The 25,938-nt window shown below is 71.6% G+C and carries 24 protein-coding genes; 11 read left to right on the plus strand and 13 right to left on the minus strand.

Annotation, left to right across the window (positions count from 1 at the left end):
* Positions 1-18: 18 nt before the first annotated feature.
* The 7 genes from FJ108_07045 to FJ108_07075 form a co-directional block, all read right to left on the minus strand.
* Positions 19-255: a hypothetical protein gene (locus tag FJ108_07045; GenBank protein ID MBM4335653.1), complete on the minus strand. Its 237-nt coding sequence runs from the start codon at positions 253-255 to the stop codon at positions 19-21.
* Positions 256-295: 40 nt separating this feature from the next.
* Positions 296-661, minus strand: coding sequence for a hypothetical protein (locus FJ108_07050; protein MBM4335654.1), 366 nt, complete (start codon positions 659-661; stop codon positions 296-298).
* Positions 662-750: 89 nt separating this feature from the next.
* On the minus strand, positions 751-1,281 hold the full coding sequence (locus FJ108_07055) for an MOSC domain-containing protein (protein ID MBM4335655.1): 531 nt from the start codon (positions 1,279-1,281) through the stop codon (positions 751-753).
* 11 nt (positions 1,282-1,292) lie between these two features.
* Positions 1,293-1,688: a DoxX family protein gene (locus FJ108_07060; protein ID MBM4335656.1), complete on the minus strand. Its 396-nt coding sequence runs from the start codon at positions 1,686-1,688 to the stop codon at positions 1,293-1,295.
* Between the two features lie 8 nt (positions 1,689-1,696).
* Positions 1,697-3,259, minus strand: a complete 1,563-nt coding sequence (locus tag FJ108_07065; GenBank protein ID MBM4335657.1) for a radical SAM protein — start codon at positions 3,257-3,259, stop codon at positions 1,697-1,699.
* Positions 3,260-3,276: 17 nt separating this feature from the next.
* Entirely contained in the window at positions 3,277-4,269 is a 993-nt protein-coding gene (locus tag FJ108_07070) for a phosphotriesterase-related protein (GenBank protein ID MBM4335658.1), read from the minus strand.
* Complete coding sequence (locus tag FJ108_07075) at positions 4,266-5,243, minus strand: LLM class F420-dependent oxidoreductase (protein MBM4335659.1); 978 nt, start codon at positions 5,241-5,243, stop codon at positions 4,266-4,268. Before FJ108_07075 ends, FJ108_07070 begins: the two co-directional genes overlap by 4 nt.
* 92 nt (positions 5,244-5,335) lie before the next feature.
* Between FJ108_07075 and FJ108_07080 the strand changes: the two genes are divergently transcribed.
* The 6 genes from FJ108_07080 to hemG are packed head-to-tail and all read left to right on the plus strand — an operon-like array spanning position 5,336 to position 11,178.
* The gene (locus FJ108_07080; protein ID MBM4335660.1) at positions 5,336-6,214 is read left to right on the plus strand and encodes an alpha/beta hydrolase; all 879 of its coding nucleotides are present in this window, start codon (positions 5,336-5,338) and stop codon (positions 6,212-6,214) included.
* Positions 6,214-7,413 (plus strand): CoA transferase, encoded by a 1,200-nt coding sequence (locus FJ108_07085; GenBank protein MBM4335661.1) that lies wholly within the window; start codon positions 6,214-6,216, stop codon positions 7,411-7,413. The genes FJ108_07080 and FJ108_07085 overlap by 1 nt, the downstream gene beginning before the upstream one ends.
* On the plus strand, positions 7,410-8,171 hold the full coding sequence (locus tag FJ108_07090) for a glucose 1-dehydrogenase (protein ID MBM4335662.1): 762 nt from the start codon (positions 7,410-7,412) through the stop codon (positions 8,169-8,171). The genes FJ108_07085 and FJ108_07090 overlap by 4 nt, the downstream gene beginning before the upstream one ends.
* Complete coding sequence (locus FJ108_07095) at positions 8,172-8,819, plus strand: DNA-3-methyladenine glycosylase (GenBank protein ID MBM4335663.1); 648 nt, start codon at positions 8,172-8,174, stop codon at positions 8,817-8,819.
* Positions 8,795-9,856, plus strand: a complete 1,062-nt coding sequence (hemE, locus tag FJ108_07100) for a uroporphyrinogen decarboxylase (protein ID MBM4335664.1) — start codon at positions 8,795-8,797, stop codon at positions 9,854-9,856. Before FJ108_07095 ends, hemE begins: the two co-directional genes overlap by 25 nt.
* Positions 9,853-11,178, plus strand: coding sequence for a protoporphyrinogen oxidase (gene hemG, locus FJ108_07105; protein MBM4335665.1), 1,326 nt, complete (start codon positions 9,853-9,855; stop codon positions 11,176-11,178). Before hemE ends, hemG begins: the two co-directional genes overlap by 4 nt.
* Here hemG and FJ108_07110 read toward each other — a convergent pair.
* Genes FJ108_07110 through FJ108_07120 form a run of 3 tightly spaced genes read right to left on the minus strand, consistent with a single transcriptional unit; the run spans position 11,175 to position 16,287 of the window.
* Positions 11,175-14,411 (minus strand): efflux RND transporter permease subunit, encoded by a 3,237-nt coding sequence (locus FJ108_07110; GenBank protein MBM4335666.1) that lies wholly within the window; start codon positions 14,409-14,411, stop codon positions 11,175-11,177. The two genes, hemG and FJ108_07110, sit on opposite strands and share 4 nt — an antisense overlap.
* On the minus strand, positions 14,408-15,598 hold the full coding sequence (locus FJ108_07115) for an efflux RND transporter periplasmic adaptor subunit (protein ID MBM4335667.1): 1,191 nt from the start codon (positions 15,596-15,598) through the stop codon (positions 14,408-14,410). Before FJ108_07115 ends, FJ108_07110 begins: the two co-directional genes overlap by 4 nt.
* On the minus strand, positions 15,595-16,287 hold the full coding sequence (locus FJ108_07120; protein MBM4335668.1) for a TetR/AcrR family transcriptional regulator: 693 nt from the start codon (positions 16,285-16,287) through the stop codon (positions 15,595-15,597). The genes FJ108_07115 and FJ108_07120 overlap by 4 nt, the downstream gene beginning before the upstream one ends.
* 117 nt (positions 16,288-16,404) lie before the next feature.
* Between FJ108_07120 and FJ108_07125 the strand changes: the two genes are divergently transcribed.
* The 5 genes from FJ108_07125 to FJ108_07145 are packed head-to-tail and all read left to right on the plus strand — an operon-like array spanning position 16,405 to position 20,673.
* On the plus strand, positions 16,405-16,740 hold the full coding sequence (locus tag FJ108_07125) for a cytochrome c5 family protein (GenBank protein MBM4335669.1): 336 nt from the start codon (positions 16,405-16,407) through the stop codon (positions 16,738-16,740).
* Complete coding sequence (locus FJ108_07130) at positions 16,737-18,134, plus strand: FAD-binding protein (GenBank protein ID MBM4335670.1); 1,398 nt, start codon at positions 16,737-16,739, stop codon at positions 18,132-18,134. Before FJ108_07125 ends, FJ108_07130 begins: the two co-directional genes overlap by 4 nt.
* 31 nt (positions 18,135-18,165) lie before the next feature.
* Entirely contained in the window at positions 18,166-19,092 is a 927-nt protein-coding gene (locus FJ108_07135) for an MBL fold metallo-hydrolase (protein ID MBM4335671.1), read from the plus strand.
* 10 nt (positions 19,093-19,102) lie between these two features.
* Positions 19,103-19,534 (plus strand): DNA-binding protein, encoded by a 432-nt coding sequence (locus FJ108_07140; GenBank protein ID MBM4335672.1) that lies wholly within the window; start codon positions 19,103-19,105, stop codon positions 19,532-19,534.
* Positions 19,531-20,673: a thiolase gene (locus FJ108_07145; GenBank protein ID MBM4335673.1), complete on the plus strand. Its 1,143-nt coding sequence runs from the start codon at positions 19,531-19,533 to the stop codon at positions 20,671-20,673. Before FJ108_07140 ends, FJ108_07145 begins: the two co-directional genes overlap by 4 nt.
* 172 nt (positions 20,674-20,845) lie before the next feature.
* Here the strand turns inward: FJ108_07145 and FJ108_07150 are convergent, their stop codons facing one another.
* The 3 genes from FJ108_07150 to FJ108_07160 are packed head-to-tail and all read right to left on the minus strand — an operon-like array spanning position 20,846 to position 25,661.
* Positions 20,846-23,299 (minus strand): CoA transferase, encoded by a 2,454-nt coding sequence (locus FJ108_07150; GenBank protein MBM4335674.1) that lies wholly within the window; start codon positions 23,297-23,299, stop codon positions 20,846-20,848.
* Positions 23,300-23,304: 5 nt separating this feature from the next.
* The gene (locus tag FJ108_07155) at positions 23,305-24,444 is read right to left on the minus strand and encodes an acyl-CoA dehydrogenase (protein ID MBM4335675.1); all 1,140 of its coding nucleotides are present in this window, start codon (positions 24,442-24,444) and stop codon (positions 23,305-23,307) included.
* A 23-nt stretch (positions 24,445-24,467) separates the two neighbouring features.
* Entirely contained in the window at positions 24,468-25,661 is a 1,194-nt protein-coding gene (locus tag FJ108_07160) for an acyl-CoA dehydrogenase (GenBank protein MBM4335676.1), read from the minus strand.
* Positions 25,662-25,938 lie beyond the last annotated feature (277 nt).

Here is a 25,938-nt window from a genome sequence, read left to right on the forward strand (position 1 = left end):
GGCGCGCGGCGCGCGCAGCTACTGCGTGGCTTCCGCCGCCTTCCTCGCCGCTTCCTTCGCGACCTCCTCGGCCTTCTTCGCGGCTTCCTGAGCCGCATCCGACGCCTCTTCGACGGCGTCCTGCACGCCTTCGGCGGGTCGCCGGTCGAGCGCGTCGTTCACCGCGTCCTCCGCCTTCTCCACCGCGCTCTTCTCCTGGCAGGCCGAAAACGCGAACAAGGCCAGCGCAACCGTGAGAATTCGGACGAGCTTCATGCCTCCACCTCCGGCTGGATCCTAGCACCCTCGCGGCGAGCTACACCGAGATTTGTCGCAGGATGTCGCCTGGGTTGAAGTACACCCGCTCGCAGACGATTCCGTCGTCGTCGAAGATGAAGAAGGCCATCATTCGCGTGCGGAACGCGCGACCGGTCGGCTCGAGCGCGCCGAGGCGCCCCAGGTGGGTGCCGAGCAGCCAGAGCTCCACGATCACCGCGTCGTCGGCGTGGCGAAGCGAGATCAGCTCGTTGCGCTGGTCCGGAAAGCTGCTGCGCGAGGCGCGGAAGTACTCGCGCACCGCCGCCTCTCCGTCGTGCACCTGTCCGGTCGCGATCAGCTCGTAGCGCGGGTGAGAGAACGTCGCGAGCGTGGTGTCGAAGTCGTGCTCGTTCTCCGACTCCATGTGCCGGCGCACCACGGCCTCGCGAAAGGCACGCACGTCGCCGGGTTCGAGGCTTCGCGGGTGATCCGGCAATGCGACCTCCTCCGATCTCAGACCGGCTCGAGATCGCGACGCGGCGCGGCCGGGAGCTCGACCGCGATCGAATCCCCCGCCCGCACGTCCCCGCCCGCGATCACGACGCTCATGACGCCCGCCTTGCGCACGAGCCGGCCGGCCGCGTCGCGAGCCAGCGTCGCCGCCATCAGACCCTTCGCGATCCCGTCGAGCTGCGGGCACGGGTTGCGCAGGCCGGTCAGCTCGACGACGGCGTCGTGACCCAGCCGGAGGCGCGCACCTACGGGCAGATCGAGCAGCCCGATCCCTCGCGTCGTCACGTTCTCGCCCATCTGCCCGGGCGCGATCTCGAAGCCCTGCACGGCGAGCTCGTCGAAGAGCTCGGCGTGGATCAGGTGGACCTGGCGGAGATTCGGCTGGCTCGGATCGCGCGCCACGCGCGAGCGGTGCTTCACGGTCACTCCGTGGTGCGCGTCACCCGCGACGCCGAGCCCCGGCTCGAGTCGGATGCTCGAGCGCGTGGGCTTCGCCATCGTGTGGGTCGCGCTGCGACTCACGGCGATCACCTCGCCCGAGCTCAGCGCCCGCGCTCCAGCGCGAGCGGGCCCGGTCCCATCGCGGCGATGAACAGGAACACGAACGCGTACAGCGCCGCGAGCTCTCCGCCGTTCTGGATCGGCAGCGCTCCCCGCGACTGGTGGAACATGAAGTACGCGACGGCCATCTGCCCGCTGCAGAGGAACGCCGCGATCCTCGCGCGCACGCCGAGCATCACGAGCGCGCCGCCGACGAGCTCGATCACGCCGCCGAACCAGATCAGCGTGAAGAGCTTTGCGGTGGCGCCGGGATTTCCCCCGTGGCCGCCGAAGGCCCCGAAGAGCTTCTGCGCCCCGTGGCAGCCGAACATCAGCCCCGAGGAGATGCGCAGCAGGGCATGCGAGAGCGGACCGATTCGCGCGAGCAGTGCTTCCATCGTTCACCTCACTCCGACCAGGCAAAGCGCGTGCCCTGCGGCGTTTCCCGGCGCACGAGCGCTCCGAGCGCGAGCACGCGGTCGAGCTCCGCGGCCGCGAACTCGGGCTTCACGCTCGCCGCATCGACCACGGCCGAGACGAGCCCTCCGACGGCATCCCCGCGGAACGCGGGGAGCCCCTCGATCACGTCGTCGAGCAGGAGCTTCCAGAGCAGCTGCTGCCGCAGCCGCCGCAGATACATCTTGCGCTCGAATGCAGGCAGCTGGTCTCTCGCGAACAGGTGGTCCTGGTACGCGAGGTAGCGCTGCATCGTGTCGTCGTATTCGTCGGCGACGCGCTGGATCGCCTCGGTCGAGGCGCCCCTCGTGCGCGTCACGACGTGGTTCGCGTCGTACTTCGTCCAGTCGTCCGTGAGGATCTCGAGCCCGTACTCGGCGGCGCGCTCGCGCACCTCGGTGCCGGGGAACGGCGCCAGGATGTGGAAGCCGTAGAGCGAGCCGAACTCGGAGTGCAGCTCGCCTGCGAACTCGACCGTCTTGCGCAGGCTCTCCTCGGTCTCGCCGGGCAGCCCGATGATGAACGACGCGAGCGCGCTGATCCCGGCGGCCTGCGTCATTCGCATCGCCTCCTTCACCTTGGCCAGGTTCGACTTCTTCTTCACCAGGTCGAGGATTTCCTGGCTCCCGCTCTCGACGCCGAAGCAGATCGCCTGGCATCCCGCGCGCGCCATCGTCTCGACGACCTCCGGGCTGATCGTGTCCACGCGCGAGAACGCGTTCCAGCGGATTCCCGTGTTGCGGCGCTCCAGCTCGCCGCAGACGGCGAGGAAGTGGCTGCGGTAGAGCGTGAAGAGATCGTCCTCGATCGAGATCTCCGTGAAGCCTAGGTCCGCGAGCTCGCAGATCTCGTCCACGCATAGCGTCGGATTTCGGTAGCGCACCTGCCGGTCGGTCCGCTGTGGCGCGGAGCAGAACACACAGGCGTACGGGCAGCCGCGGCTCGTGATCACGCTGGCGTGGCTGTCGAAGGCCAGATAGCGCGCGAGCGGCACGAGATCGCGCGCCGGTCCCGGCAGCCGATCGAGGTCGTCCACGTAGCCGCGCGGGGGGGTGCGGCGGATGCGGTCGCCGTCGCGGAGCGCGAGCCCGCGCACGTCGCGCAGGTCCATCCGGCCCTCGAGCGCGCGCACCAGCTCGATCATGGTGTGCTCGCCCTCGTTGATGGCGATGTAGTCGAGCGCCGACAGATCGCGGAAGCTCTCCTCGATCGCGAAGGAGACGTGCGGCCCGCCCATCACCACGGGTACCGCGCCGTCGCACTTGCGCACGACCTCGGCGATCGCGGAGGCGATGTGGTGATTGAGCGTCACCGACGTGATTCCCACCACCTGCGGCCGGAAGCGCGACATGCGCCGCTCGATCTTCTCGGGCGTGGTGCGCGCGAGCATCAGGTCGAGGATCTCCACCTCGTGCCCCTCGGCCCGCAGCGCCGAAGCGACGTACGGAAGCGTCACGAGCAGCCGTGGGAACTCCTCGAACGGGTACGAGGGATTGATCAAGAGCACGCGCATGCGATCTCCCACGCCTCTCAGGGCAGTGCGGGCAGCTTCTCGCCGGCGAAGAAGCGCCGCGGATTGTGCACGAGCAGATTCTCGACGTCGTCCTTGGTCGCGCCGCCATCGAGCAGGCGCGGCACGATCCGGCGCGTGAAGTGCGACGGCGTCCACACCTTCTCGATCTCGTCGAGCAGAGACTTCGCGATCGGCTGGCCGCGCCAGCACCAGACGGTGTCGTGCGAAACCACCACGCGCTCGCCCGCGCCGCGCCGGATCAGCCGCAGCAGCGACTCGACGCGCTGCGCGTCCGGATGGATCAGGTCGAGCCCGAAGCGGTCGAAGCCGAGGTAGGTGCCGCCGGCGACCAGGCGGTCGTGGTACGCGGCGTCGGACGTTCCGCAGGAGTGGCCGATCACGATCCGGTTCGGCGCGGCGCCTGCGCCGGTCAGGATGCCCTGCTGCTCCGGCCCCATCGTGCCGCGATCGGTGTGCGTGGTGATCGGCGCTCCGGTGACGACCGACGCCTTCGCGGCCGCGCGCATCACCGACGTCTCGTAGTCGGTGATCGCGGCGAAGCCAGAGGCCACCTTGATGATTCCCGGCTTGATCCCGGTGCTTGCGACGCCCTGCTCGAGCTCGCGGATGAACAGCTCGGCCATCGCCTCGTCCTGGGCGCCGCCGAACGCCGAGCGCGTCTTCCAGTGCGCCGCCCCGCCCTCGGACTCGTAGTAGAGCCCGGTGGCCGCGACGATCTGGAAGCGCGCGCGCTGCGCGACCTCGGCGGTGAGCTCGATGTCGCGGCCGAGGTCGCAGGGGCACGGGTCGACGATCGAGGTGATCCCCTCGGCCTTGATCTCCTCGAGCTTGTCGACCGCGCGCGCGATCATCTCGCGGCGGGACGGGCCGGGTCGGATCCAGTCCGCCTCCCAGCCCGCGTAGCCGACCAGAACGTGCTCGTGCATCAGCGTGCGTCCGAGCTGCTCGGGCGCGATCGGACCCGTGACGGTCTGGACGTTCGCGCTCATCGGTGCGCCCTCGCCTTGAACGGCGCGAGATCGCGCGTCGCCTGGCGCGCGTCGATGCCCAGCGGCAGGATCGCGAGCGCCGGCGTGTCCACACCCGCGTCGACGTAGCGCTGGATGTGCGCGCGGCACTCCTCGGGCGTGCCGTGGACGATCAGCTCGTCCACGACCTCGTCGGGAATCGCGGCGATCGCCGCCTTCCGGTCGCCCTTCTTCCACGCCTCCCACATCGCCGCGAGCTTCGGCCCGCGCCCGAGCCACTCGTGGAACGCGGCGTAGACGGGAACGTTCAGGTACGCGGCGATCGCGAACTTGGCCATCGCGCGCACCTGCGCCTTGTCGGGATTCGGCGCGACGAAGATGCGCGCGACGATCTCCTTGTCGGGCCCGGCCTCGCGGACGATCGGCGCGACCTTCTTCACGTCGTCGGCGGAGAGCCAGTTGATGATCGCGCCGTCGCCCACCCGGCCGGCCAGGCGCAGCATCCCCTGGCGCAGCGCCGCAACCAGGATCTTCGGCTGGGTCTCGAGCTTCACGCCCAGTCGGAAGCCCTGAACCGAGAAGCTCTCGAACTCCTCGCTGATCTTCTCGCCCGCCAGCGCCTTGCGCAGGAACTTCACCGTGTCGCGCACGCGCTGGTAGGGCTTGGTGAAGGGAATGCCGTTCCACTTCTCGACGATCACGTCCGACGAGGTGCCGATGCCGACGACGAAGCGGCCGGGCGCGGCCTGGCACATCGAGGCGACGCTCATCGCCATGAGCCCCGGTCCGCGCGTGAATGCGGGCAGGATCGCGACGCCGAGCCGCAGGTTAGGCGCCCAGATCGACGCGAGCGCCAGCGGCGTCAGCCCGTCGTAGCCGCCGGCCTCGGCCGACCAGAGGTCGGTGTAGCCGAGCTGCTCGAGCTCGTGGATCCACTCGCGCTGCTCGGCGAGCGGGACTCCGTCGAGCGGGATCGTCATGCCGTAGCGGTTCATCGCGTCGTGCCTCCCGTTCGCCGCGATCATACACGCGCGGCGCGCGCGACCGCGTGCGGTGGTAGAGTCGGGCAGCAATCGCGGAGAGAACGATGGCTTCGACCCGTACAGCGACGATCCTTCGGCTCGACGATGGGCGCGAGATCGCCTTCGCGGAGATCGGCGATCCGAAGGGCACTGCGGTCTTCGCGTTTCACGGCACGCCCGGCTCGCAGCTGCTGTTCCGCCCGCTGGACGACGCCGCGCGGCGGCTCGGCGTGCGGCTGATCGCGCCCGATCGGCCCGGCTACGGGCGCAGCGACTACGTCGCCTACCGCCGGCTCCTGGACTGGCCGAGCGACGTCTGCGCGATCGCCGACTTTCTCGGCATCGAGAAGTTCGGCGTATTCGGCGTCTCGGGCGGCGGGCCGCACGCGGCGGTCTGCGCGCATCAGCTCGCCGGGCGTCTGCTCGGCGCGGCGATCGTGTGCGGGATCGCCGAGACGCTAAGCGAGGAGGATTCGCGCGGCATGATGCCGATGAACCGGCTGCTCTGCCGGCTGGCGCGCAGCTCGCCCTGGCTCGCCTGGCCGGTCTTCGCACTGATGACCCTGGGCCTGCGCTTCTTCGGCCCGGCGGTCCTGCGCCAGATGATGAAGCAGCTCCCGGCGCCGGATCGGCGCGCTCTCGAGCAGCCCGCGCTGCAGCAGGCCTTCCTCGAGGAGGGGCGGCGCGCATCGCGCACGAACGCGCGCGCCACCGCCCAGGACTTCGCGCTCTTCACCCGGCCCTGGGGCTTCCGGCTCGAGGACGTCCGGGTTCCCGTCGACGTGTACTGTGGCGAGCTCGACGTGAACGTTCCGGTCGCGCACGGGCGCAGGCAGGCCGATCGCATCCCGAACGCGAAGCTGCACTGCTTCGAGGACGAGGCGCACCTGCTCTTCGTCGCGCACGCGGACGAGATCCTGCTCGCCGCGGCAGGGCGCGGCTGATGCTCACCGGGCTGCGCGTCGTCGAGCTCGCGGTCTGGGTCGCCGGCCCCGGCGCCGGCGGCATCCTCGCCGACTGGGGCGCGGACGTGGTGAAGGTCGAGCCGCGCGAGGGCGACCCGGCGCGCAGCCTGTTCATGCATCTCGCCGGCCTGAAGGAGCCGAAGTCGCCGCCGTTCGACCTCGACAACCGCGGCAAGCGCAGCATCGTGCTCGATCTGCGCGCGCCCGACGGCCTTGCTCTGCTGCGCAGGCTGGTCGCGGACGCGGACGTTTTCCTGTCGAACCTGCGGCCCGAGGCGCTCTCGAAGCTCGGCCTCGACTACGAGCGGCTAGCGAAGGACTGTCCCCGATTGGTGTACGCGAGCGTCACCGGCTACGGGCTTCGCGGCCCGGAGCGCGACCGCGCGGCCTACGACGTGGGCGCGTTCTGGGCGCGCAGCGGCGCCGAGCACATCATGTTCCCGACCGATGTCGAGCCGCAGGGGGTGCGCGGCGGCTTCGGCGATCACGTGACGGCGATGGCGCTCGTCTCCGGAATCATGGCCGCGCTGTACCAGCGCGAGCGCAGCGGGCGCGGGCAGCTGGTCTCGACTTCGCTGCTGCGCACCGGGCTGTACTGCGTGGGCTGGGACACGGGCATCCGCCTGCGCTTTGGCACCGTCGCGCCGACCGCGCCGCGCACGCAGCCGCTGAACCCGGTGCTGAACCAGTACCGCAGCCGCGACGCGCGCTGGTTCTGGCTGCTCGGCCTGGAGGCCGAACGTCACTGGCCCAAGCTCGCGCGCGTGATCGGCCGGCCCGAGCTGATCGGCGATTCGCGCTTCGCGGACGCGCGCGCGCGGCGGCGCGGCTCGGAAGAGCTCACCGCGATCCTCGATGCGGCGTTCGCGCAGCGCGACCTCGCCGAGTGGGGGCGGCTCTTCGACGGCGAGGATCTCTGGTGGGCGCCGGTGCAGACGCAGGACGAGGTCGTGGTCGACCCGCAGGTGCGCGCGATCTCCGGCATCGTCAGCGTTCCCGACTACGGAAACGAGGGCAGCTTCGAGGCGGTGGCCACACCGCTCGAGTTCTCCGACTTCGCGGTCGGGCCGCAGGGTCCGCCGCCGCGGCTCGGCGAGCACACCGACGAGGTCCTGCGCGAGCTCGGCTCGTCCGACGAAGAGATTGCCGCGCTCCGCGCGCGAGGAGTCGCAAGATGAAGACCGCGAAGGATCGGTTCGACCTCTCCGGCCGGGTGGCGATCGTCACGGGCGGCAGCCGCGGTCTGGGCAGGGAGATGGTGCTCGCGTTCGCGCAGGCCGGCGCGGACGTCGTGATCGCGAGCCGCAAGCTCGAGGCCTGCAGCGAGCTCGCCAAAGAGGTCACGCGCACGACCGGACGGACCGCGTTTCCCTACTCCTGTCACGTCGGCCGCTGGGAGGAGCTCGACGGCCTGGTCGACGCCTCGTACCGGGAGTTCGGCAAGGTCGACGTGCTGGTGAACAACGCCGGCAAGTCGCCGCTCTACGACCACGTCGCGAACCTCACCGAGGCGCAGTACGACTCGGTGCTCGACCTGAACCTGAAGGGGCCGTTCCGGCTGATGGCGCTGGTCGGCACGCGAATGGCGCAGGGCGCCGGCGGCTCGATCATCAACATCTCGAGCATCGGCGCGATCCGCCCCACGGCCGGCATCATCCCGTACTCGGGCGCGAAGGCGGCGCTGAACGCCATGACGATCGGCTTCGCGCACGCGTTCGGCCCGAAGGTGCGCGTGAACTGCATCATGCCGGGGTCGTTCCTGACCGACATCTCGAAGGCCTGGGACATGAAGGCGTTCGCGCAGCAGGCGCGTCACATCGCGCTGCGGCGCGGCGGCGAGCCGAACGAGATCGTCGGCGCGGCGCTCTACTTCGCGAGCGACGCGTCGAGCTACACGACCGGCGCGGTCCTCTCCGTCGACGGCGGCGTGCCCTGAGTGAGCCGGCTCGACCGCGCCTTCTTCGCGCGCTCCGCGCTCCGGGTCGCGCCGGACCTGCTCGGCTGCCGGCTCGTGCGCGTGCTTCCCGACGGCGCGCGGCTCGAGGGGAGCATCGTCGAAGTCGAAGCGTACCTGGGTGACGGCAGCGACGAGGGCTCGCACAGCCACCGCGGCCCGACGCTCCGCAATCGCGCGATGTTCGGCCCGCCGGGACACTTCTACGTGTACCTGAGCCACGGCCTGCACTTCTGCGCGAACGCGGTCTGCGAGCCCGAGGGCAGCGGCGCCGCGGTCCTGATTCGCGCGGTCGAGCCGATCCGTGGCGAAACGCGAATGCGCGAGCGCCGCCCGGGTCGCGACGGCGTCGAGCTCACGAACGGCCCCGGGAAGCTCGCCGCGGCCTTCGGCATCACGCGCGATCACGACGGTGCCTGCGCGCTGCGCGGCGCGCTGCGGATCGAAGCCCGGCCGCGGGCCTTCGAGCCGCGGATCGCGACGAGCCCGCGGATCGGCCTCGGCAAGGCGGCATCGCTCCCCTACCGATTCTTCCTGCGCGAAAACCCCTGGGTCTCGCGCCGCGCTGGCCGAGCCGGACCGGCTGTCCCTATCATCGCGGCGCCGTGCCAGACGAGGGAATCGAGATGAGCCCGAAGCGAGCGCTGCCCGCGCGCGAGCGATTCCTGCGCGCGGCGCGCGGCAAGCCGGTCGACCGCCCGCCGGTCTGGCTGATGCGGCAGGCCGGACGCTACCTGCCGGAGTACCGCGAGCTTCGCGCGCGGACGAGCTTCCTCGACATGTGCGATCGGCCCGACCTGGCCACCGAGGTCTCGCTGCAGCCGTTCCGGCGCTTCGGCATGGACGGCGTCGTGGTCTTCTCCGACATCCTGCTTCCGCTTCGCGGCGCGGGGCTGGCGCTCGACTTCGCGCCGGGTCCGATCGTCGCCGACCCGATCGCGAGCCTGTCCGACCTCGCGCGACTCGACGGCGAGATCGAGCCCTCGGTCGCGCCGACCTGCGAGGCGATCCGCCGCCTGCGCCGCGAGCTCGGCGAGAAGGCGGCGGTGCTCGGCTTCGCCGGCGCGCCGTGGACGCTTCTGGCCTACGCGACCGAGTCGAAGCTCTCGCGCGATCTCGACGTGCTCTCCGCGCTCTCCTGGCGCGACCCCGCGCTTCTCGACCGGATGCTCGATCGGATGGTCGAGATCTGCGCCGAGACGCTCCGGCTCGAGATCGCGGCCGGCGCCGACTGCGTGCAGATCTTCGACACCTGGGCGGGAATGCTCTCGGCAAGGCGCTTCGAGCGCACCGCCGGCCGAGCGCTTCGCGAGGTGATCTCGCGCCTGGGTCCCGATCGCCCGCCGGTGATCGTCTTCGCGCGCGGCGCTGCGCACCTGCTCGACGAGCTCGCGGGGCTGGGCGCGGACGTCGTCTCGCTCGACTGGCGCGTCGACCTGGCGGCGGCCGCGTCGGGGATCGGGCAGCGCGTCTCGCTGCAGGGGAATCTCGACCCGACCGCGCTCTTCGCGCCGCCCGCCGACCTGGCGCGCCTGACCGGCGAGCTGGTGCAGGCCGGCCGGAAGGCGCGCGGACACATCGTGAACCTCGGCCACGGCGTGCTCCAGCGCACCCCCGTCGAGGCGGTCGGAACGTTCGTGCGGACGGTCCAGGAAGCGGCGCCGTGACTCGCGCCGAGACCGTCGTCGTCGGCGCGGGCATCGCGGGGCTCGCGTGCGCGACCGAGCTGGTCGAGCGCGGCGCGCAGGACGTGCTCGTCCTCGAGGCCGCGCCGCGCGCGGGCGGCGCGGCCGAGACCGTGGTCCGCGGCGACTACACCGTAGAGCGTGGACCCAACACCGTGCGCGGAACGCCCGGCCTCGAGCGGCTGGCGAAGTCCGTGGGGCTCGAGCTGATCGCCGCGAAGCGCGCTGCTCCGTGCCTGGTCTCGAACGGCGCGCTCGTGTCGCTGCCGCCGTCGCCCGGGAAGCTGCTCTCGGGGTCGCTTCTGCCCTGGCGCGGGATCGCCGGCGTGCTCGCCGAGCCGCTGCGCCCGGTCCGACCCGGCCCGAAGACGGTCCGCGATCTGGTCGTGGAGCGCTTCGGCGAGACGGTCGCCGGCCGCTTCGCCGACCTGCTGACGCTCGGGATCTACGGCGAGAGCGCCGACCGCGTCGGCTTCGAGTCCGCGTTTCCGGATCTGGCCGCCGCGCTCGAAGGCGCGGGCGGGCGCTTCTCGCGGCTGGCGCTGCAGCGGCTGCGCGCGCGAGGCAGCGGACCGACACGGATGGGTGTCGTGTCGACCGCGCACGGCCTGGGGGGTCTCTGCGACCGGCTGGCCGCGAAGCTCGGCGAGCGGCTGCGAACCTCGACGCCGCTACTGCGCGCGCGCGGCCGCTCGGGCGGCTTCGAGCTCGAGGTCGGCGAGCGCGGCGAGACGAAGCTCGCCTGTCGCAACCTGGTTCTCGCGATCTCGCCGACCGCGGTCGCGCGGGCGCTCGAGCTGCCGGCGGCGGCGGCGCTGCTCGCCTCGTACCGCGCCGTGCCCCAGACGCTGGTCACGTTCGCGCTCGAGGAGCCCGCCTGCGCGGAGCGCTGGCCGGGCCTGGGGTTCCTCGCGCCGTCGCGCGAGCGGCTGCCGATGCTCGGCTGCCTGTTCCCGAGCAACCTCTTCGAAGGCCGAGCGCCGCGCGGCTCGCTGCTGCTCTCCGTCTTCGCCGCGCGCGAGCTGCGCGCGGAGCCCGACGCGGTTCTGGTGCGCGAGATCGCCCCCGTGCTCACGCGCCTGCTCGGCGCGCGCTCGGCGCCGCGCCTTCTCGACGTCGCGCGCTATCCCGAGGGCATCTCGCTCTACGACGTCGACCACCGCGCGCGCACGCTCCGGCTGAAGAGCGCGCTCGCCGAATCGGGCGGGCCGATCCTCTGCGGTGTCGGCTACGACGGCGTGGCGTTCGGGGCAGCCGCGGAGTCGGGGCTCGCCGCCGCAGCCGCGCTCGCGAAGCGCGCCTAGGGATCTGCGAGCGGGCCGCGCTGCACCACCGGGCGCGCGCGGCGAATCCGCTTTCGCGCGCGCTCGGGCAGGCGCCGCAGATCTTCGAGGATCAGGTAGCCGCTCGGCACCACGAAGAGCGTGATTCCGGCGGCGACCAGCACGCCGAACGCGAGCGAGATCGCCATCGGGATCAGGAACTGCGCCTGCATGCTGCGCGCGGACATCAGCGGCGCCAGGCCGAGGAAGGTCGTCGCCGAGGTGAGGAAGATCGGCCGGAAGCGCGCCACCGCCGACTCGCGCACGGCCTGCTCGAGCTCCACGCCTTCCTCCCGGCGCTGGTTCACGTAGTGCACCAGCACCAGGCTCGCGTTCACGACCACGCCCGAGGCCGCGACCAGCCCCGTCACCGACATCATCGCCATGTCGCGACCGAGCAAGAGATGCCCGCCGATCGCGCCCACGAAGCCGAACGGGATCACCGACATGATCAGGAGCGGCTGGGAATAGGAGCGCAGCGGGATCGCGAGCAGCGCGTAGATCGCGAAGAGCGCGATCACGAACGATCGACCCAGCGAGCCGAAGACGCGCTGCTGCTCCCGCTGCGTGCCCTCGAGCCGGTAGCTCAGGCCGGGGTAGTCGGCGAGGATCTCCGGAAGCGGTCCGGACTCGAGCGCGGCGACGATCGCCGTCTCGGTGGTGAGCTTGCGATTCACGTCCGCGGTCACGTTCACGACCCGCTGCCGGTCGGAGCGGCGAATGCTCGCGAAGCCGCGGCCGAGATCTGCGCTCGCGACCGTGCCGAAGGCGACCTCGCTTCCGTCGGGCGTGCGGATGCGCATGTTCTCCAGATCGCCCAGCGCCCGCCGCTCCTCCGCCGGGTAGCGCACCATCACGCGCACGTCGTCGCGCCCGCGCTGGATGCGCTGCGCCTCCTCGCCGTAGAACGCCTGCCGGACCTGCCGGGCCAGATCGAGCTGGGTGAGCCCCAGCGCCTCGGCCTCGGGGTGGATCTTGAGCTTGATCTCCTTCTTCCCGGCACGGAAAGAATCCGCGATGTCGGTGACACCGGGATAGGTCGCGAGCTGGCCCTTCAAGCGCTCGGCGGCCTCGCGAAGCGCGCCAATGTCGGCGCCCTGAAGCTGCACGTTCACGGCCTCGCCGGCGGCGAAGAGCGCCGAAGCGAACAGCAGCTCGACCGCGTCCGGCACCGGCCCGGTGAGCTCGCGCCAGCGCGCGGCGATCTCGCTGCTGCGCAGCGTGCGCTCGTCCGCGGGCACGAGCTCGAGCGTCACCTCGCCCAGGTGCGAGCCCACGCGCGCGCGCGAGGTGGGCGGCGGGCCGCCGCCGGCGCCGCCGCCCGCGGCGAACGGCTGCTCGCCGACCGACGCGCTGGAATGGACGACGTGGCTCGAGCCGCCCAGATCGTGCTCGCGATCGAGCTCGGCTGCGAGCGCGAGCGCCGCGTTCTCGATCTGCCGCACCGCCTCCGCCGTGACGCTCGCCGGTGTACCCTGGGGCATGGTGAGCTGCGCCGAAACGTAGTCGGCCTCGATCGGCGGGAAGAACGAGAAGCGGAGCCGGCCGCTCGCGACGGACGCGACCGCGAGCAGCAGGAGCGCCACCGCGACCGATACCGTCGCATAGCGCCACGAGAGACTCGCAGCGAGCCAGCGCGAGTACGTGCCGCCGAGGAACGCCTGGAAGCGCGCGTCGAAGCGGGTCTGGAAGCGCACCCAGGCGTCCATCGCGCGCGCGGCGCGCGCGCCCAGGCGCGAGCCGCCCGCGCGGCGATCGTGCCCGTGTCCGAGGTGCGAGGGAAGCACGAGCTGGGACTCGATCAGCGAGAAGACCAGGCACACGATCACGACGGTTCCCATCACCGACATGATCTGTCCCATGGTTCCGGGAACGAAGAGCAGCGGCGAGAATGCGGCCACCGTCGTCAGCACCCCGAAGATCACCGGCACCGTCACCTCGCTCGTGCCGCGGATCGCCGCGTTCAGCCAGTTCTCGCCCGCCTGCTGATGGGTGAAGACGTTCTCGCCGACCACGATCGCGTCGTCGACGAGCATGCCCAGAACCATGATGAAGCCGAAGGTCGAGATCGAGTTGATCGAGTAGCCGAGCGACGGCATCACGAAGAGCGCGCCGAGCAGCGCGACCGGCACCCCCATCGAGACCCAGAGCGCGACGCGCGCGCGCAGGAACAGCATCAGGATCGCGACCACGAGCACCAGCCCCTGGATGCCGTTCGAGTACAGGGTCGAGAGCCGCGCGCGCAGACCCACCGACGAGTCGCGCCAGACGCGGATCGAGATGCCCTCGGGCATGCGCGGCTGCGCGGCCTGCACGTAGCGCTTCACCGCATCCGAGATCTCGATCACGTCCTGATCGCCGATCCGGTACACGCGCACCATCACGGCGGGCTTGCCGTCGAAGCGCGCGCTCTGGTCGGTGTCCTCGAAGCCGTCGACCACCTGCGCGACGTCGCCGAGCTTCACGCGCGTGCCGTCGGCGCGCGACAGCACGACCAGCTCCTCGAACTGCCGGCCGACGTAGGCCTGGGTCTTGGAGCGCAGCAGGATCTCGCCGCCCTCGGTCTTGATCGTCCCGCCCGGCAGGTCGAGCGACGAGCGGCGCACGGCCTGCGCGACCTGGTCGAAGCTCAGCCCGTGGCGGCGCAGGTTGGCTTCCGGAACCTCGATCGAGATCTCGTACGGCCGGGCGTTGGTGACCTCGACCTGGGTGATGCCCGGCTCCGCCGCGAGCTCGTCGCGCACGCGCTCGGCGAGCTGCTTCAGGCTGCGCTCGTCCGCGTCGCCGAAGATCGCCACGTCGGCCACCGAGCGGCGGATCGTGACCTGCGAGACGATCGGCTTCTCGGACTCGTCCGGAAGCGTGTCGAGCGCGTCGACCTTGTTCTTCACGTCGGCGACCGCGCGGGTCACGTCGGCGCCCTGCAGGAGCTCCGCGCTGACCACGCAGGAGCTCTCGCTCGACGTCGAGAGGATCTTCTCGATCCCCTCCACGCCGTCGAGCTCCTCTTCGATTCGCACGCAGACGCCTTCTTCGACCTCCTCGGGCGCTGCGCCGCGGTACTCGACCGACACGATGACCATGTCGATCTGGATGTCGGGCATCTCCTTCTGCGGGATCGCGGCGGCGCTGAGCAGGCCGCCGATCACGACCACGCCCATCAGCAGGTTCGCCGCGACGGGGTTGCGCGCGAACCAGGCGACCGCTCCGCTCATCGGGTCCGCCCCGGAGCGGCGACGTCGACGTCCGACGCGACGCGGATCTGCATGCCGTCGACGACCGTCTCGAGCGGCGAGACGCAGACGCGCTCGCCGTCCGTGAGCCCGGTGCGGATCACGACCTCGTCGCGAAGCGCGCGCAGGATCTCGACGTCGCGGAAGCGCAGGCGCCCCTCCGCGTCGACCACGAGCACCTGCGAGTCGCCGCGAATCGCGGCCCGGGGCAGCACGGCGACGGAGCTTGCGAGCTTGCCCTGGATCGCCGCGCGCACGAAGAGGCCGACCGCGAGGGGAGTGCGCTCCTCGCCCCCGGTCCGGCCGTAGGGATCCTCGACGCGCGCCACCACGTGGACCATCCGGCTGCGCGGGTCGATCTCGCCCTCGGTGCGGACGACGCGCCCGGTCCACTCGTGCTCCTCGCCGCCGAAGCGCGCGTAGAGCTTCACCTCGGGGCCGAGCGCCTCGGTCGCCTCGCCGCGCCAGAACAGCGGCAGCTCGAGGAACGCGAGCTCCTCGTCGGGAACCGGCAGCCTCACCTCCGCCCAATCCACCGCGTAGAGCGTCGCGACCGGCGCGCCGCGGGTCACGAACTGCCCGACGTCCACCTTCTCGTCGCGAACCCGCCCGGCGTAGGGAGCGAGCAGGCGGGTGCGCGTGAGATCGCGCTCGGCCTGCACGAGCGCGGCGCGCGCCTCGCGAACCGCCGCGGCGGCGACGGCCTGATTGCGCACTGCCTCGTCGAGCTGGGCCGCGCTCGCGAAGTCGCGCTCCGCGAGCGCGCGGCGGCGGACGAGCTCGGACGCCGCGCGCGCCTCTTCGCTCGCGGCGCGCGCCACGGAGGCGCGCGCGCGTTCGAGCGCGATCTCGTAGTCGCGCGGGTCGATGCGCACCAGCAGATCGCCCTCGGCGAAGAACCCGCCCGAAACCAGCGAGGGCGAGATCTCGAGCACCGTCCCCGAGACCTCGGGGATCAGCGCGCTCTCCGTGCGCGGCGCGACCGTGCCGTGCGTGATCACCTCGAGCGAAAGATCGCGAAGCGCGACCTGCATGACGCGAACCAGCGGCACGGCCGCCTCCGGCGACTTCGTCTCGACCTCGGGTCGGGTCGCGATCAGGACGATGGCCCCCAGCACCCCCAGCGCGAGCACGGAGAGCGGAACGACCAGGCGGGCAGACGGCTTCATCGCAGGGCCTCCTCGGAAGCAGCAGCAGCGGCACGGCGCGCGCGAACTTTCGGGCGAGCGGGCGCGCGGAGCCCGGCCGCGAGAAACGCGATCAGCTCGTCGAGCACGACGCGTTCTGGAATCCCGGGTTCGAGTCCCGTGAAGGACCGCGAGTGTCGGTGGCGGCCGGCCAGGAAGTGCAGCATCGCCCCGATCACCATCTGGAAGCGCAGCGCCGTCGCCGTCGCGTCGGCCCGGCCGAGCGCGCGCGCGATCGCCGCGTGAAACCGCCGGGCGCACTCGCCGAACAGGCTCTCGATCAGCTCCGGCATGCGCTCGTGCGGCTCGCGGAAGAGCAGCGTCGCGACGTCGCGCGACTCGGGCTCCGAGCTAGCCGACGCGAAGGCCGGCTCGAGCAGCGCCGCGAGCACCGGCTCCAGCCGGCGCGGCTTGCCCGCGCGCCAGTCCGCCTCGATCCGGTCGAGTCGCCGCAGGCGCTCGGCGTTCACGGGCCCGACGTGGCGCTCGAGCACCGCGCGGAGCAGCTCGTCCTTGCCGCCGAAGTGGTACCCGACCGCGGCCAGGTTCACGCGCGCGGAGCTGGTGAGCTCGCGAAGCGACGCGCCGCGGAAGCCGCGCTCCAGAAAGAGCCGCTCCGCGGCGTCGAGGATCCGCTCGCGCGTGCCTCTCGGGGGAACCGACTCCGCCATCCGACCCGCTCCGATTCAAACGTACGTTCGAATCATACGCGGGTCCGGCCCGATCGGTCCAGCCGGCGCGATGTCGCCCGGCTCGCGCCGCGCGTCAGCGCGGTGGATACTGCGCCCGTGCGCGGCGAAGCCAGAGCGCGGATCCTGCTCCTGCTCGCGCTCTGCGTCGCCGCGTGCAGCGCCGAGCGCGAGCCGGCCGCGCCGATCGCGCTCTCCGACGCGAACGCGCGCGCCTATCAGTCCGCCTGCGCGAGCTGCCATTCGCGGCCGGGGATCGGCGCGCCGCTCACCGGCGTCGACGCGGACTGGCGCGAGCGAAGGAAGCAGGGCCTGGACACCCTTCTCGTGCACACGGTCGAAGGCTTTCGCGGCATGCCGCCGCTCGGCACCTGTGGACTCTGCTCGGAGGGCGATCTGCGCGAGCTGATCCGCTACATGGCGGGGCTGCCATGAAGGGGCCCGGTCTCTCGCGCCGCGAGCTGCTTCGCGGCGCGCTCGCGGCGGGCGCGGCGCTGCTCTTGCCGCAGACGCGTGCGCGCGCGGCAGACCCGCTGCCGCCCGTGTGGCTCGATGGCGGCCCCCTGCCCTGGCGCAACTGGTCCGGCTTTCAGCACTGCCGCCCCCTGCTGCGGCTCGGGCCGGCGAGCGAATCCGAGCTGCTCGAGATGCTCGGGCACGCGAGCGCGCCGATCCGGCCCGCGGGCGCGGGTCACTCGTTCAGCGGGCTCGTGCCGAGCGACGGCTCGCTGCTGTTCCTGGACGGGCTCGCCGGCATCGCCTCGGTCGACGCGGCCAACCTGCAGGCCGAGGTCTGGGCCGGTTCCCGGCTCGGGGCGCTGGGCCCCGCGCTCGCGGCGCACGGACAGGCGATGCCGAACCTGCCGGACATCCACTACCAGACGCTCGGCGGCGCGATCGCGACGTCCACGCACGGCACCGGGGTGTTGCTCGGATCGCTCTCGTCCTGCGTGGTCGGGCTCTCGATCGCCACGCCGCGCGGCGAGCTTCTGGACTGCGACGCCTCGCGCAACGCCGAGCTGTTCCATGCCGCGCGCACCTCGCTCGGCGCGCTCGGGGTCGTCACGCGCTTCCGGCTGCAAAACCAGCCGACGTTCCGGCTGCGAGAGAAGACCGCCTGGCGGGATCTGGACGAGGTGCTCGCGAACCTCGCGCGCGATCGCGAGGCGAGCCGCAGCTACGAGTTCTACGCGTTCCCGCACGCGAACGTCGCGCTCGCGATCGCGACCGACGAGACCGACGCAGAGCCGTACTCGAGCGGCGAGGACGATCCCGACGGGCTCGCGCTGCTGCAGACGCTCTTCGACCTGACGCGCCGGCTGCCGGGGATCGGCACGCCGATCTACGACGCGCTGCTGCGCCGATCGGGAACCAGCGAGCACGCCGGCGAGTCGCATCGCGTGCTGACCCATCCGCGCACCACGCGCTTCAACGAGATGGAGTACACCGTGCCGGCCGAAGCCGGGCCCGAGTGTCTGCTCGAGGTGCTCCAGACGATCCGCGAGCGAGAGCTTCCGATCTGCTTTCCGATCGAGTGCCGCTACGTGCGCGAGGACGACGTCTGGCTCTCCATGTTCCACGAACGGCCGGGGTTCTCGATCTCGGTGCACCAGTTCGCCGACCGGGACTTCTCGGAGTACTTCGCCGCGGTCGAGCCGATCTTCTGGAAGTACGAGGGACGGCCGCACTGGGGAAAGCTGCACACGCTCGACGCCGCGCGGCTCGCCCCGCTCTACCCGCGCTTCCGCGAGTTCCAGGCGCTGCGCCGCTCGCTCGACCCGCACGGGCGGCTGGTGAATCCGCACCTCGCAAGCGTCCTCGGCATCTAGAAGTCACTCGCGCAGTCTCTGGGAGGATCGCATGCCTCGCTTCGCTGGAATCGCGCTCCGGGTGCTCGTCGTCCTGCTCGCGCTCGGCTTCGTCGGGTACCGCTACCTGCTCGGGCGCGAGCCGGTCCCCGAGCAGAGCGGCTACGCGATCGACCTCGACGAGATCCGCCGGCTCGCGGCCTCGCTTCCGGGCGAGCGCGCGTCGCACGTGAACCACGAGCAGATCGCCGAGGCCCCGCTCCCGCGCGGCGCGGTCTTCGCCGGCGAATCGCTGCGCACGCCGCACCCGATGTCGCACGGCGCCTACCAGCTCGTGTTTCCGGACGGCTATCTCGTGATCGACTCGGGCTTCGACGCCGCCGGGCTGCGCGAGATGAGTCCCGGGGCCGCGCTAGACGCCGAGGGGCATGCCGCGATCCAGCGCGCGCTCGCGGGCGCGCGCACGATCGTGATCACGCACGAGCATCTCGACCACCTGATCGGGATCGCGCGCTTCGCGGAGCCGGAAACGCTCCCCGGAAGACTGCGGATGACGCGCGAGCAGCTCGCGAACGCCGACGAGCTCGACGCGATCGGCTTTCCGGATTCACTCCGCGCCGCGCTCGCGCCGCTCGACTACGAGCGCTACGCCGCGGTGGCGCCCGGCGTCGTGCTCGTGAAGGCGGCCGGCCACACGCCCGGCAGCCAGATGGTCTTCGCGCAGCTCGCCGACGGAAGCGAGTGGCTCTTCCTCGGCGACGTCGCCTGGCACATGGACCAGATCCGCCTGCTCTGGTACCGGCCGCGGCTCGTGACCGACTTCTTTTTGGGCGAAGACCGCGACGCGGTGCTCGCGCAGTTCCGCGCGCTGCACGCGCTGACCGCGACCGGGACCGTGCGGCTCGTCGCATCGCACGACGTCGACCAGCGCAAGGAGCTCGTCGCATCGGGTAAGCTCGGCGCCCACTTCCAGTTCTGAGGCACGCTCCATGTCCACGACTCCGCCACGAGAGCCGCGCCGGGCTCGCCCCGTGCCCACACCCGAGACGCAGTTCCATTGGGACGGCGCTCGCGCCGGCGAGCTGCGGCTCCAGCGCTGCCGCCCGTGCCAGCGCGCGTACTTCCCGCCGCGCCCCTTCTGCCCGCGCTGCGCGAGCCGCGACGTCGAGATCGTGCGCGCGAGCGGCCGCGCGACGCTGTACAGCTACGTGATCCACCACCGGCCGGTGCCGGGATTCACGGCGCCCTACGCGATCGCCGTGGTTGCGCTCGAAGAGGGCCCGCGAATGATGACCAGCCTGGTCGGCCTGCCGCAGACGCCGGAGGCGCTGGTTCTCGACATGCCACTCGAGGTCTCGTTCCAGAAGCTCGACGACGAGATCTCGCTTCCCGTCTTCGGGCCCGCGGGGAGCGGATCGTGAGGCGCCGCGCGGTCGCGATCGTCGGAGCCGCCGAGACCACCGCGCTCGGCGTGATTCCCCATCTCTCTCAGATCGGCCTGCACGCCGACGCCGCGCTGAACGCGCTCGCGGATTGCGGGCTCGCCCCGAGCGACGTCGACGGCATCGCGACCGCGGGCGAGTCGCCGACCGCGATCGCGCTGGCGCTCGGGATCACCCCGACCTGGGTCGACGGCACCGCCGTGGGCGGCTGCTCGTTCATGCTGCACGTTCGCCACGCGGCGGCCGCGATCGAGGCGGGGCTGTGCAAGACGGTGCTGATCACGCACGGGCAGAGCGGCCGCTCGCGCGTCGGCGCCGGGGGCTTCGGCTTCGCGCCGTCGAGCCTGCAGGGGCAGTTCGAGGCGCCGTACGGCATCGCCGGCCCGCCGTCGCTCTTCACGATCCCGTGCCTTCGCTACATGAAGGACTTCGGTCTCACGCACGAGCAGCTGGCCATGGTCGCGGTGGTGCAGCGCGAGTGGGCCGCGAAGAATCCGCGCGCGATGCACCGGGACCCGATCGGCGTCGAGGACGTGCTCGCCTCGCGCGTGATCGCCTGGCCGTTCCACCTGCTCGAGTGCTGCCTGGTGACCGACGGCGGCGGAGCCCTCGTGCTGGTCTCGGCCGAGCGCGCGCGCGACTTCCGGGAGAAGCCGGTCTTCGTGCTCGGCACCGGCGAGAGCGTCGAGACGCCGATGGTCAGCCAGATGGAGGACTTCACCACGTCGCGCGCGTTTCGCGTCTCGGGCCGGATGGCGTTCGCCGAAGCGGGGATCGGCCCGCGCGAGGTGGATCACCTGATGATCTACGACGCGTTCGCACACCTGCCCATCTACGGGCTGGAGGACCTCGGTTTCGTGCCACGCGGCGAGGCCGGCCGGTACATCTGGGATCGGAACACCGCCCCGGGCGGAGAGCTGCCGCTGAACACCAACGGCGGCGGGCTCTCCTACACGCACACGGGCATGTACGGGATGTTCGCGCTGCAGGAGTCCGTGCGTCAGCTGCGCGGCAGGGCGGCGGCACAGGTTCCCGACGTGCACGTCTCGGTGGCGCACGGCGTGGGCGGGATGTTCGCGGCGGCGGGAACGGTGATTTTGAGCAACGAGCCCGGCTGAGGCGCGCGGGAGTTTTGTTAGGATCAGCCGGTCCGTGTCGCAAGATCACTGGGAGGTTGGTGTGTCAGACTTCGCAAGAATGATCGAGATAGGCGTCGTAGTCGTGGTGGTCACCGTCGCGGTGGTCTGGGCCGTCGTCGGAGCCATAAAGACCCGTCGCGGAGCCTGACGCCTACACGCAGACGTCGTCTGCGACGAGGGTCGCGACCTCGGCCGGCTCGATCCCGAGCCAGCGCCCGAGCACGTCCTCGGTGTCGGCGCCGAGCAGCGGCGACGCTCCCGCGGTGACGTTGGGGGTGCGGCTCGGACGCACCGGGTTGCCGATGTGCCGCTCGGGGCCGATCTCTGCGTGCGTCACCGTGACGATCGCACCGCGCGCGGCCAGGTGCGGATCGGCGCGCGTGTCGTCCGGGCTCTGGACGATGTGCGCGGAGATTGCGGCCGCCTGGAGCGACTCCGCGACGTCCTCCGCCCGGCGCGACGCGGTCCACTCCGAGACCCGCGCGTCGATCTCGTCCCGTGCGGCGAGCCGGAGCTCGAGCGTGGAGAGCCGCGCGGCGTCGACCCAGCCGGCCACCGCGCAGAACCGCCGCCACTCCTCGTCGCTCGCGACGGCGAGCGCCACCCAGCGGTCCTCGCCCTCGCAGCGATAGACGCCGTGGGGAACGGCCCAGTCCACCGCGTTGCCGCGCTGGCGCGCGGGCCGTCCGGTGCACGGGCCCTCCAGGTAGAGCTCGCCGAGCAGGAACGCCGCCGCCTCCGTCTGCGCCATCTCGATCCGCTGGCCCACCCCGGAACGGCGCCGGTGCTCGAGCGCCGCGAGCACACCGAGCGCGGCGAGCTTGCTCGCGATGTGGTCGGGGTGGTTGAGTGAGGATCCCGCCGGGTACGGCGCCTGCGGGTGGTTCCAGAGCCAGTTCACTCCGGAGAAGGACGAGTTCAGCGGGCCGAACGCCTGCGCGCGGCCGAGCGGGCCGCCTTCACCGAAGCCCTGCGACTGCACGTAGATCACGCGCGGGTTCACGCGGCGCACGCTCTCGTAGTCGAGGCCCCATTTCTCGCACACGCCCCCGCGGTTGTTCTCGACGATCACGTCGGCGCGGCGGCACAGCTCGAAGGCGATCTCGCGTCCGCGTGTGCCGCGCAGGTCGAGACACACGCTCTTCTGCCCGCGGCACTCGGTGTTGAACGTCCAGGCGCGGTTTACGGCGCCGGGCTCCAGCGTGACCGCGCGCAGGAAGTCCAGGTTCGCCCGCGACTCGATCTTGATCACCTCGGCGCCGAGCTCGGCCAGCGCCCAACAGGCTTCCGGGCCCACCGCGCCGACGCCGAGGTCCACCACACGGACGCCGGCAAGCAGCGGGCCGCTAGCTGCGGCCGCCGGTCCGGGCGCCACGGCGGCGCGCGGCGCGAAGCCGGTCCGATCGTCCTCCCCGGGCGCGGGCGCCGGGCGGCGCAGCGTCGCGGGCGTCTCGGAGAAGTTGAGCGCGAGCGGCGCAAACGGCGCGGCGCCGAGCTTCGGGAAGCCGGTGCTGCGAAAGAAGCCGCGCTCGCGGGTCTGCTCCTCGCGCACGAAGTCCTCGGGCGGATTCACCGGCGCGAGCGGCGTGCCCAGCCGGCACGCCTCGGCGAGCAGGTCCGCGCGCTTGCGCTCGCGCAGCGCGTCGCAGGCGATGATGCGCAGCACGTCGGCGTTGAGCATGCGGACCGCCGGCTGCTCCCATTCCGGGCCCATCAGCACCTCGGGTCGGCCGAGCAGCTCGAGGAACGCGCGCCAGTGGCGCACGGTGCCGGGCAGGACGCGCACGTGCCCATCGGCCGCCTCCAGCACCAGATAGGTGCCGTCCGCGTTTCGCGGCGGCGCCTTGGGCAGGATCGGGTAGCGGCGCGCGTAGTCCTCGAGCGGAACGGACCACGGGTTCATCCCGTGCAGCGCGGCCTCCTGCACCGACACCTCGACGGTCTGTCCCTCTCCGTGGCGCGCGCGGTCGAGCAGCGCCGCCACCGCGCCGAGCGCGGCGTAGATCGAGGCGCAGTCGTGCGCGGCATAGCCCGGCAGCGCGCACGGCGGCAGCTCCGGAAAGCCGCACGGATGCAGCGCTCCGGACGCCGCGAAGGCGACCAGCGGCTCGGCGCGCCAGCTCGCGCGCGGGCCGCTGAGCCCGAAGTCACCCACCGCCACGTGCACCAGCTCCGGGTGCCGCGCGCGCACGGCCGCAGGCTCGAGCCCAAGCCGGGCGCGGCGCTCGGGCGAGAAGTTCTCGATCAAGAGGTCCGCCCCATCACAGAGCTGTGTCAGTCGCTCCCGCCCGGAGGAGGACCCGAGGTCGATCACCGCGCCGCGCTTGTTCGCGTTGCGGAACAGGAACGGCAGGGAGCCGTCCGGCGCCGCCTCGTCGCCCGCGAACGGGGGCACGAGCCGGCCGGGGTCGCCGCCGGGGGGCTCGACCTTGATCACGTCGGCGCCGAGGTCCGCGAGCATTCGCCCGGCGAGCGCGCCCCGGATGTCGGTCAGGTCGACGACTCGAACGTGCGAGAGCGGAGGGGCGGTCACGCGCCCGATCGTACGCGAGCGCGTACGGGCGAGGCGAGCAGGTTTTTCGCTTCCCGGCCGGGCCGGAGACACGGGTCCTAGAACCCCGCGAGCGCGGCGAAGCGGGCGCGGTGGAAGGCCGCGTCGCCCAGCGTGAGCTCCGCGACGCGCGCGCGCTTCAGGAACAGGCCGATCTCTTCCTCATCGGTGACGCCGATCCCGCCGAACATCTGCACGGCCTCGTTGCCGATCAGGTGGATCGCGTCGGAGACGCGCGCCTTGGCGATGCTCGCGAGCTGCGGCAGGTCGGCGCGGCCCTCGTCGATCGCGCGCAGCGCGTCGAGCACGATCGAGCGCGAGAGCTCGACCTCGACGAACATGTTCGCCGCGCGGTGCTTCAGCGCCTGGAACGAGCCGATCGGCACGCCGAACTGCTTGCGCTCCTTCAGGTAGGCGATCGTGCGCTCGAAGGCCTCCGCGAGCGTGCCGAGCATCTCGGCCGAGAGCCCCACCGCCGCAAGATCGAGCACGCGATCGAGCACGTCCGCGCCGCGCCCCTCGGCGCCGAGCAGGGCCGCGCGATCGAGCTCGACACCTTCGAAACCGAGGTTCGCGGCGTTGCGGCCGTCGACCATGATCGTGCGCGTGACCTCGAGCCCGCGCGCCGCCTTGGGCACGAGGAAGAGCGACAGGCCGTCGCGCTCTCCGGAGCTCCCGGAGGTCCGCGCGACCACGACGATCTGGTCCGCCACGTGCCCGTCGAGCACGAAGCTCTTGCGCCCGGTGAGGCGCCAGCCGCTCGCGCTCGCCTCGGCGCGCGTCGCGACCGCGTACGGCGCGTGGTGCGACCCTTCCTGGAGCGCGAGCGCGAGGATCCGCTCGCCTTTGGCGACGGCGGGCAGGATCTCCTTGCGCTGCAGCTCGTTGCCTCCGAGCAGGACGGCGTTCGCGCCGAGCAGCGAGGTCGCGACCAGCGGCGTCGCCGCGAGCGTGCGGCCGCACTCCTCGAGAACGATGCCGAGCTCGGCGTAGCCGAGCCCCGCGCCGCCGAGATCCTCGGGCAGGACGATGCTCGCCCAACCGAGCTCCGCCATCTGCTTCCACAGCGGGCGCGAGAAGCCGACCGGATCCTGCTCGTCGCGCAGGCGGCGCAGCTCCTTCACGGGCGAGTGCTCGGCGATGAACTCGCGCGCGGTGTTTCGCAGCAGCTCCTGCTCTTCCGAAAGTGCCAGTGACATGGTGGATTCCTCTCCGACCGCGCTCAGTCCGGAAGACCGAGAACGCGCTTTGCGATCACGTTGAGCTGCACTTCGGACGTCCCGCCCTCGATCGAGTTGCCCTTCGAGCGCAGCCACTCGCGCGTGGTGCCGAGCTCACGGGGATTGAAGCCGGCGCCCTCCCAGCCGAGCGCCTGCGAGCCGAGCACCTTCACGAGCAGCTCGCAGCGGCGCTTGTTCAGCTCGGTGCCGTAGAGCTTGAACATCGACGATGCCGCGCCCGGTCCCTGACCCGACTTCGCCTCGTCGCCGGAGCGGCGCAGAGACGTGACGAAGCAGCGCGTGTCCATCAGGTGCTGCGCGACGGAATCGCGGATCGCCGCGTCGGCGATGCGGCCGCCCTCGCTGCCGCAGTACTCCTTCGCGAGCTGCTCGAGCGACGCGGCGCTTCCCCCGCCGCCGCCCAGGCCCATTCCGGCGATCATCTCGCGCTCGTGCTGGAGCAGCGCCTTCGCGATCGTCCAGCCGCCGTCGACCTTCCCGACCAGGTTCTTCTTGGGGACTCTCACGTCCTGGAAGAACGTCTGGCAGAACGGCGAGGAGCCGCTGATCAGCTTGATCGGCGAGACCGAGACGCCCGGCGACGCCATGTCGAAGAGCAGGAAGCTGATTCCGTCGTGCTTGGGCGCGGTCGGGTTGGTGCGCACCAGGCAGAAGATCCAGTCCGCGTAGTTCGCGTAGGAGGTCCAGATCTTCTGGCCGTTCACCAGGTAGTGGTCGCCCTTGTCCTCGGCGCGCGTCTGCAGACCCGCCAGGTCGGAGCCGGCGCCGGGCTCGGAATAGCCCTGACACCAGCGGATCTCGCCGCGCACGATCTTCGGCAGGTGCTCGCGCTTCTGCTCCTCGTTTCCGTACTGGAGCAGCACGGGACCGAGCATGGTCAGGCCGAAGCTGTTCAGCGCCGGGCGGCAGTGCAGCCGGCGCAGCTCCTCGGCCAGCACGCGCGCCTCGGGCTTCGAGAGCCCGCCGCCGCCGTACTCCTTCGGCCAGGTCGGCGCCGTGAAGCCGCGCGCGGCCATGCGGTCGAGCCAGAGCTTCTCCTCGGGGTTCGTGTAGACCTTGTTGCGTCCGCCCCAGTTCACGTCTTCTTCGGAGCCGAGCGGCTTGCGCATCGACGGCGGGCAGTTCGCTTCGAGCCACTTGCCGATCTCGGCGCGAAACGTTTCGAGATTCTCCAAGGCGAGGTCCTCCGACGGGGCCACGCGCCGGTCTGGCGGGGCGGCGGTATCGTAAGCGCCCGACGGCGGCCGCCGCAACCGAGGCGGCGACCCTTGCCGCGCCCGCCGCGTTCGGCTCTCCTAGGAGCCTGACCCAAGACTCTCTCGCGCGCTAGCATGGCGAGGATGGGTGAGAGAGGCGATTTCAAGGGGTACGAGCAACACCAGGGTTTGTTGCTTCCGGTATATATCAGCGACGCTCTGGATCGTTCGGACGTGACCTTCTTCATCGACGAAG

It is taken from the genome of Deltaproteobacteria bacterium, from assembly GCA_016875225.1.
Taxonomy (GTDB): Bacteria; Myxococcota_A; UBA9160; order SZUA-336; family SZUA-336; genus VGRW01.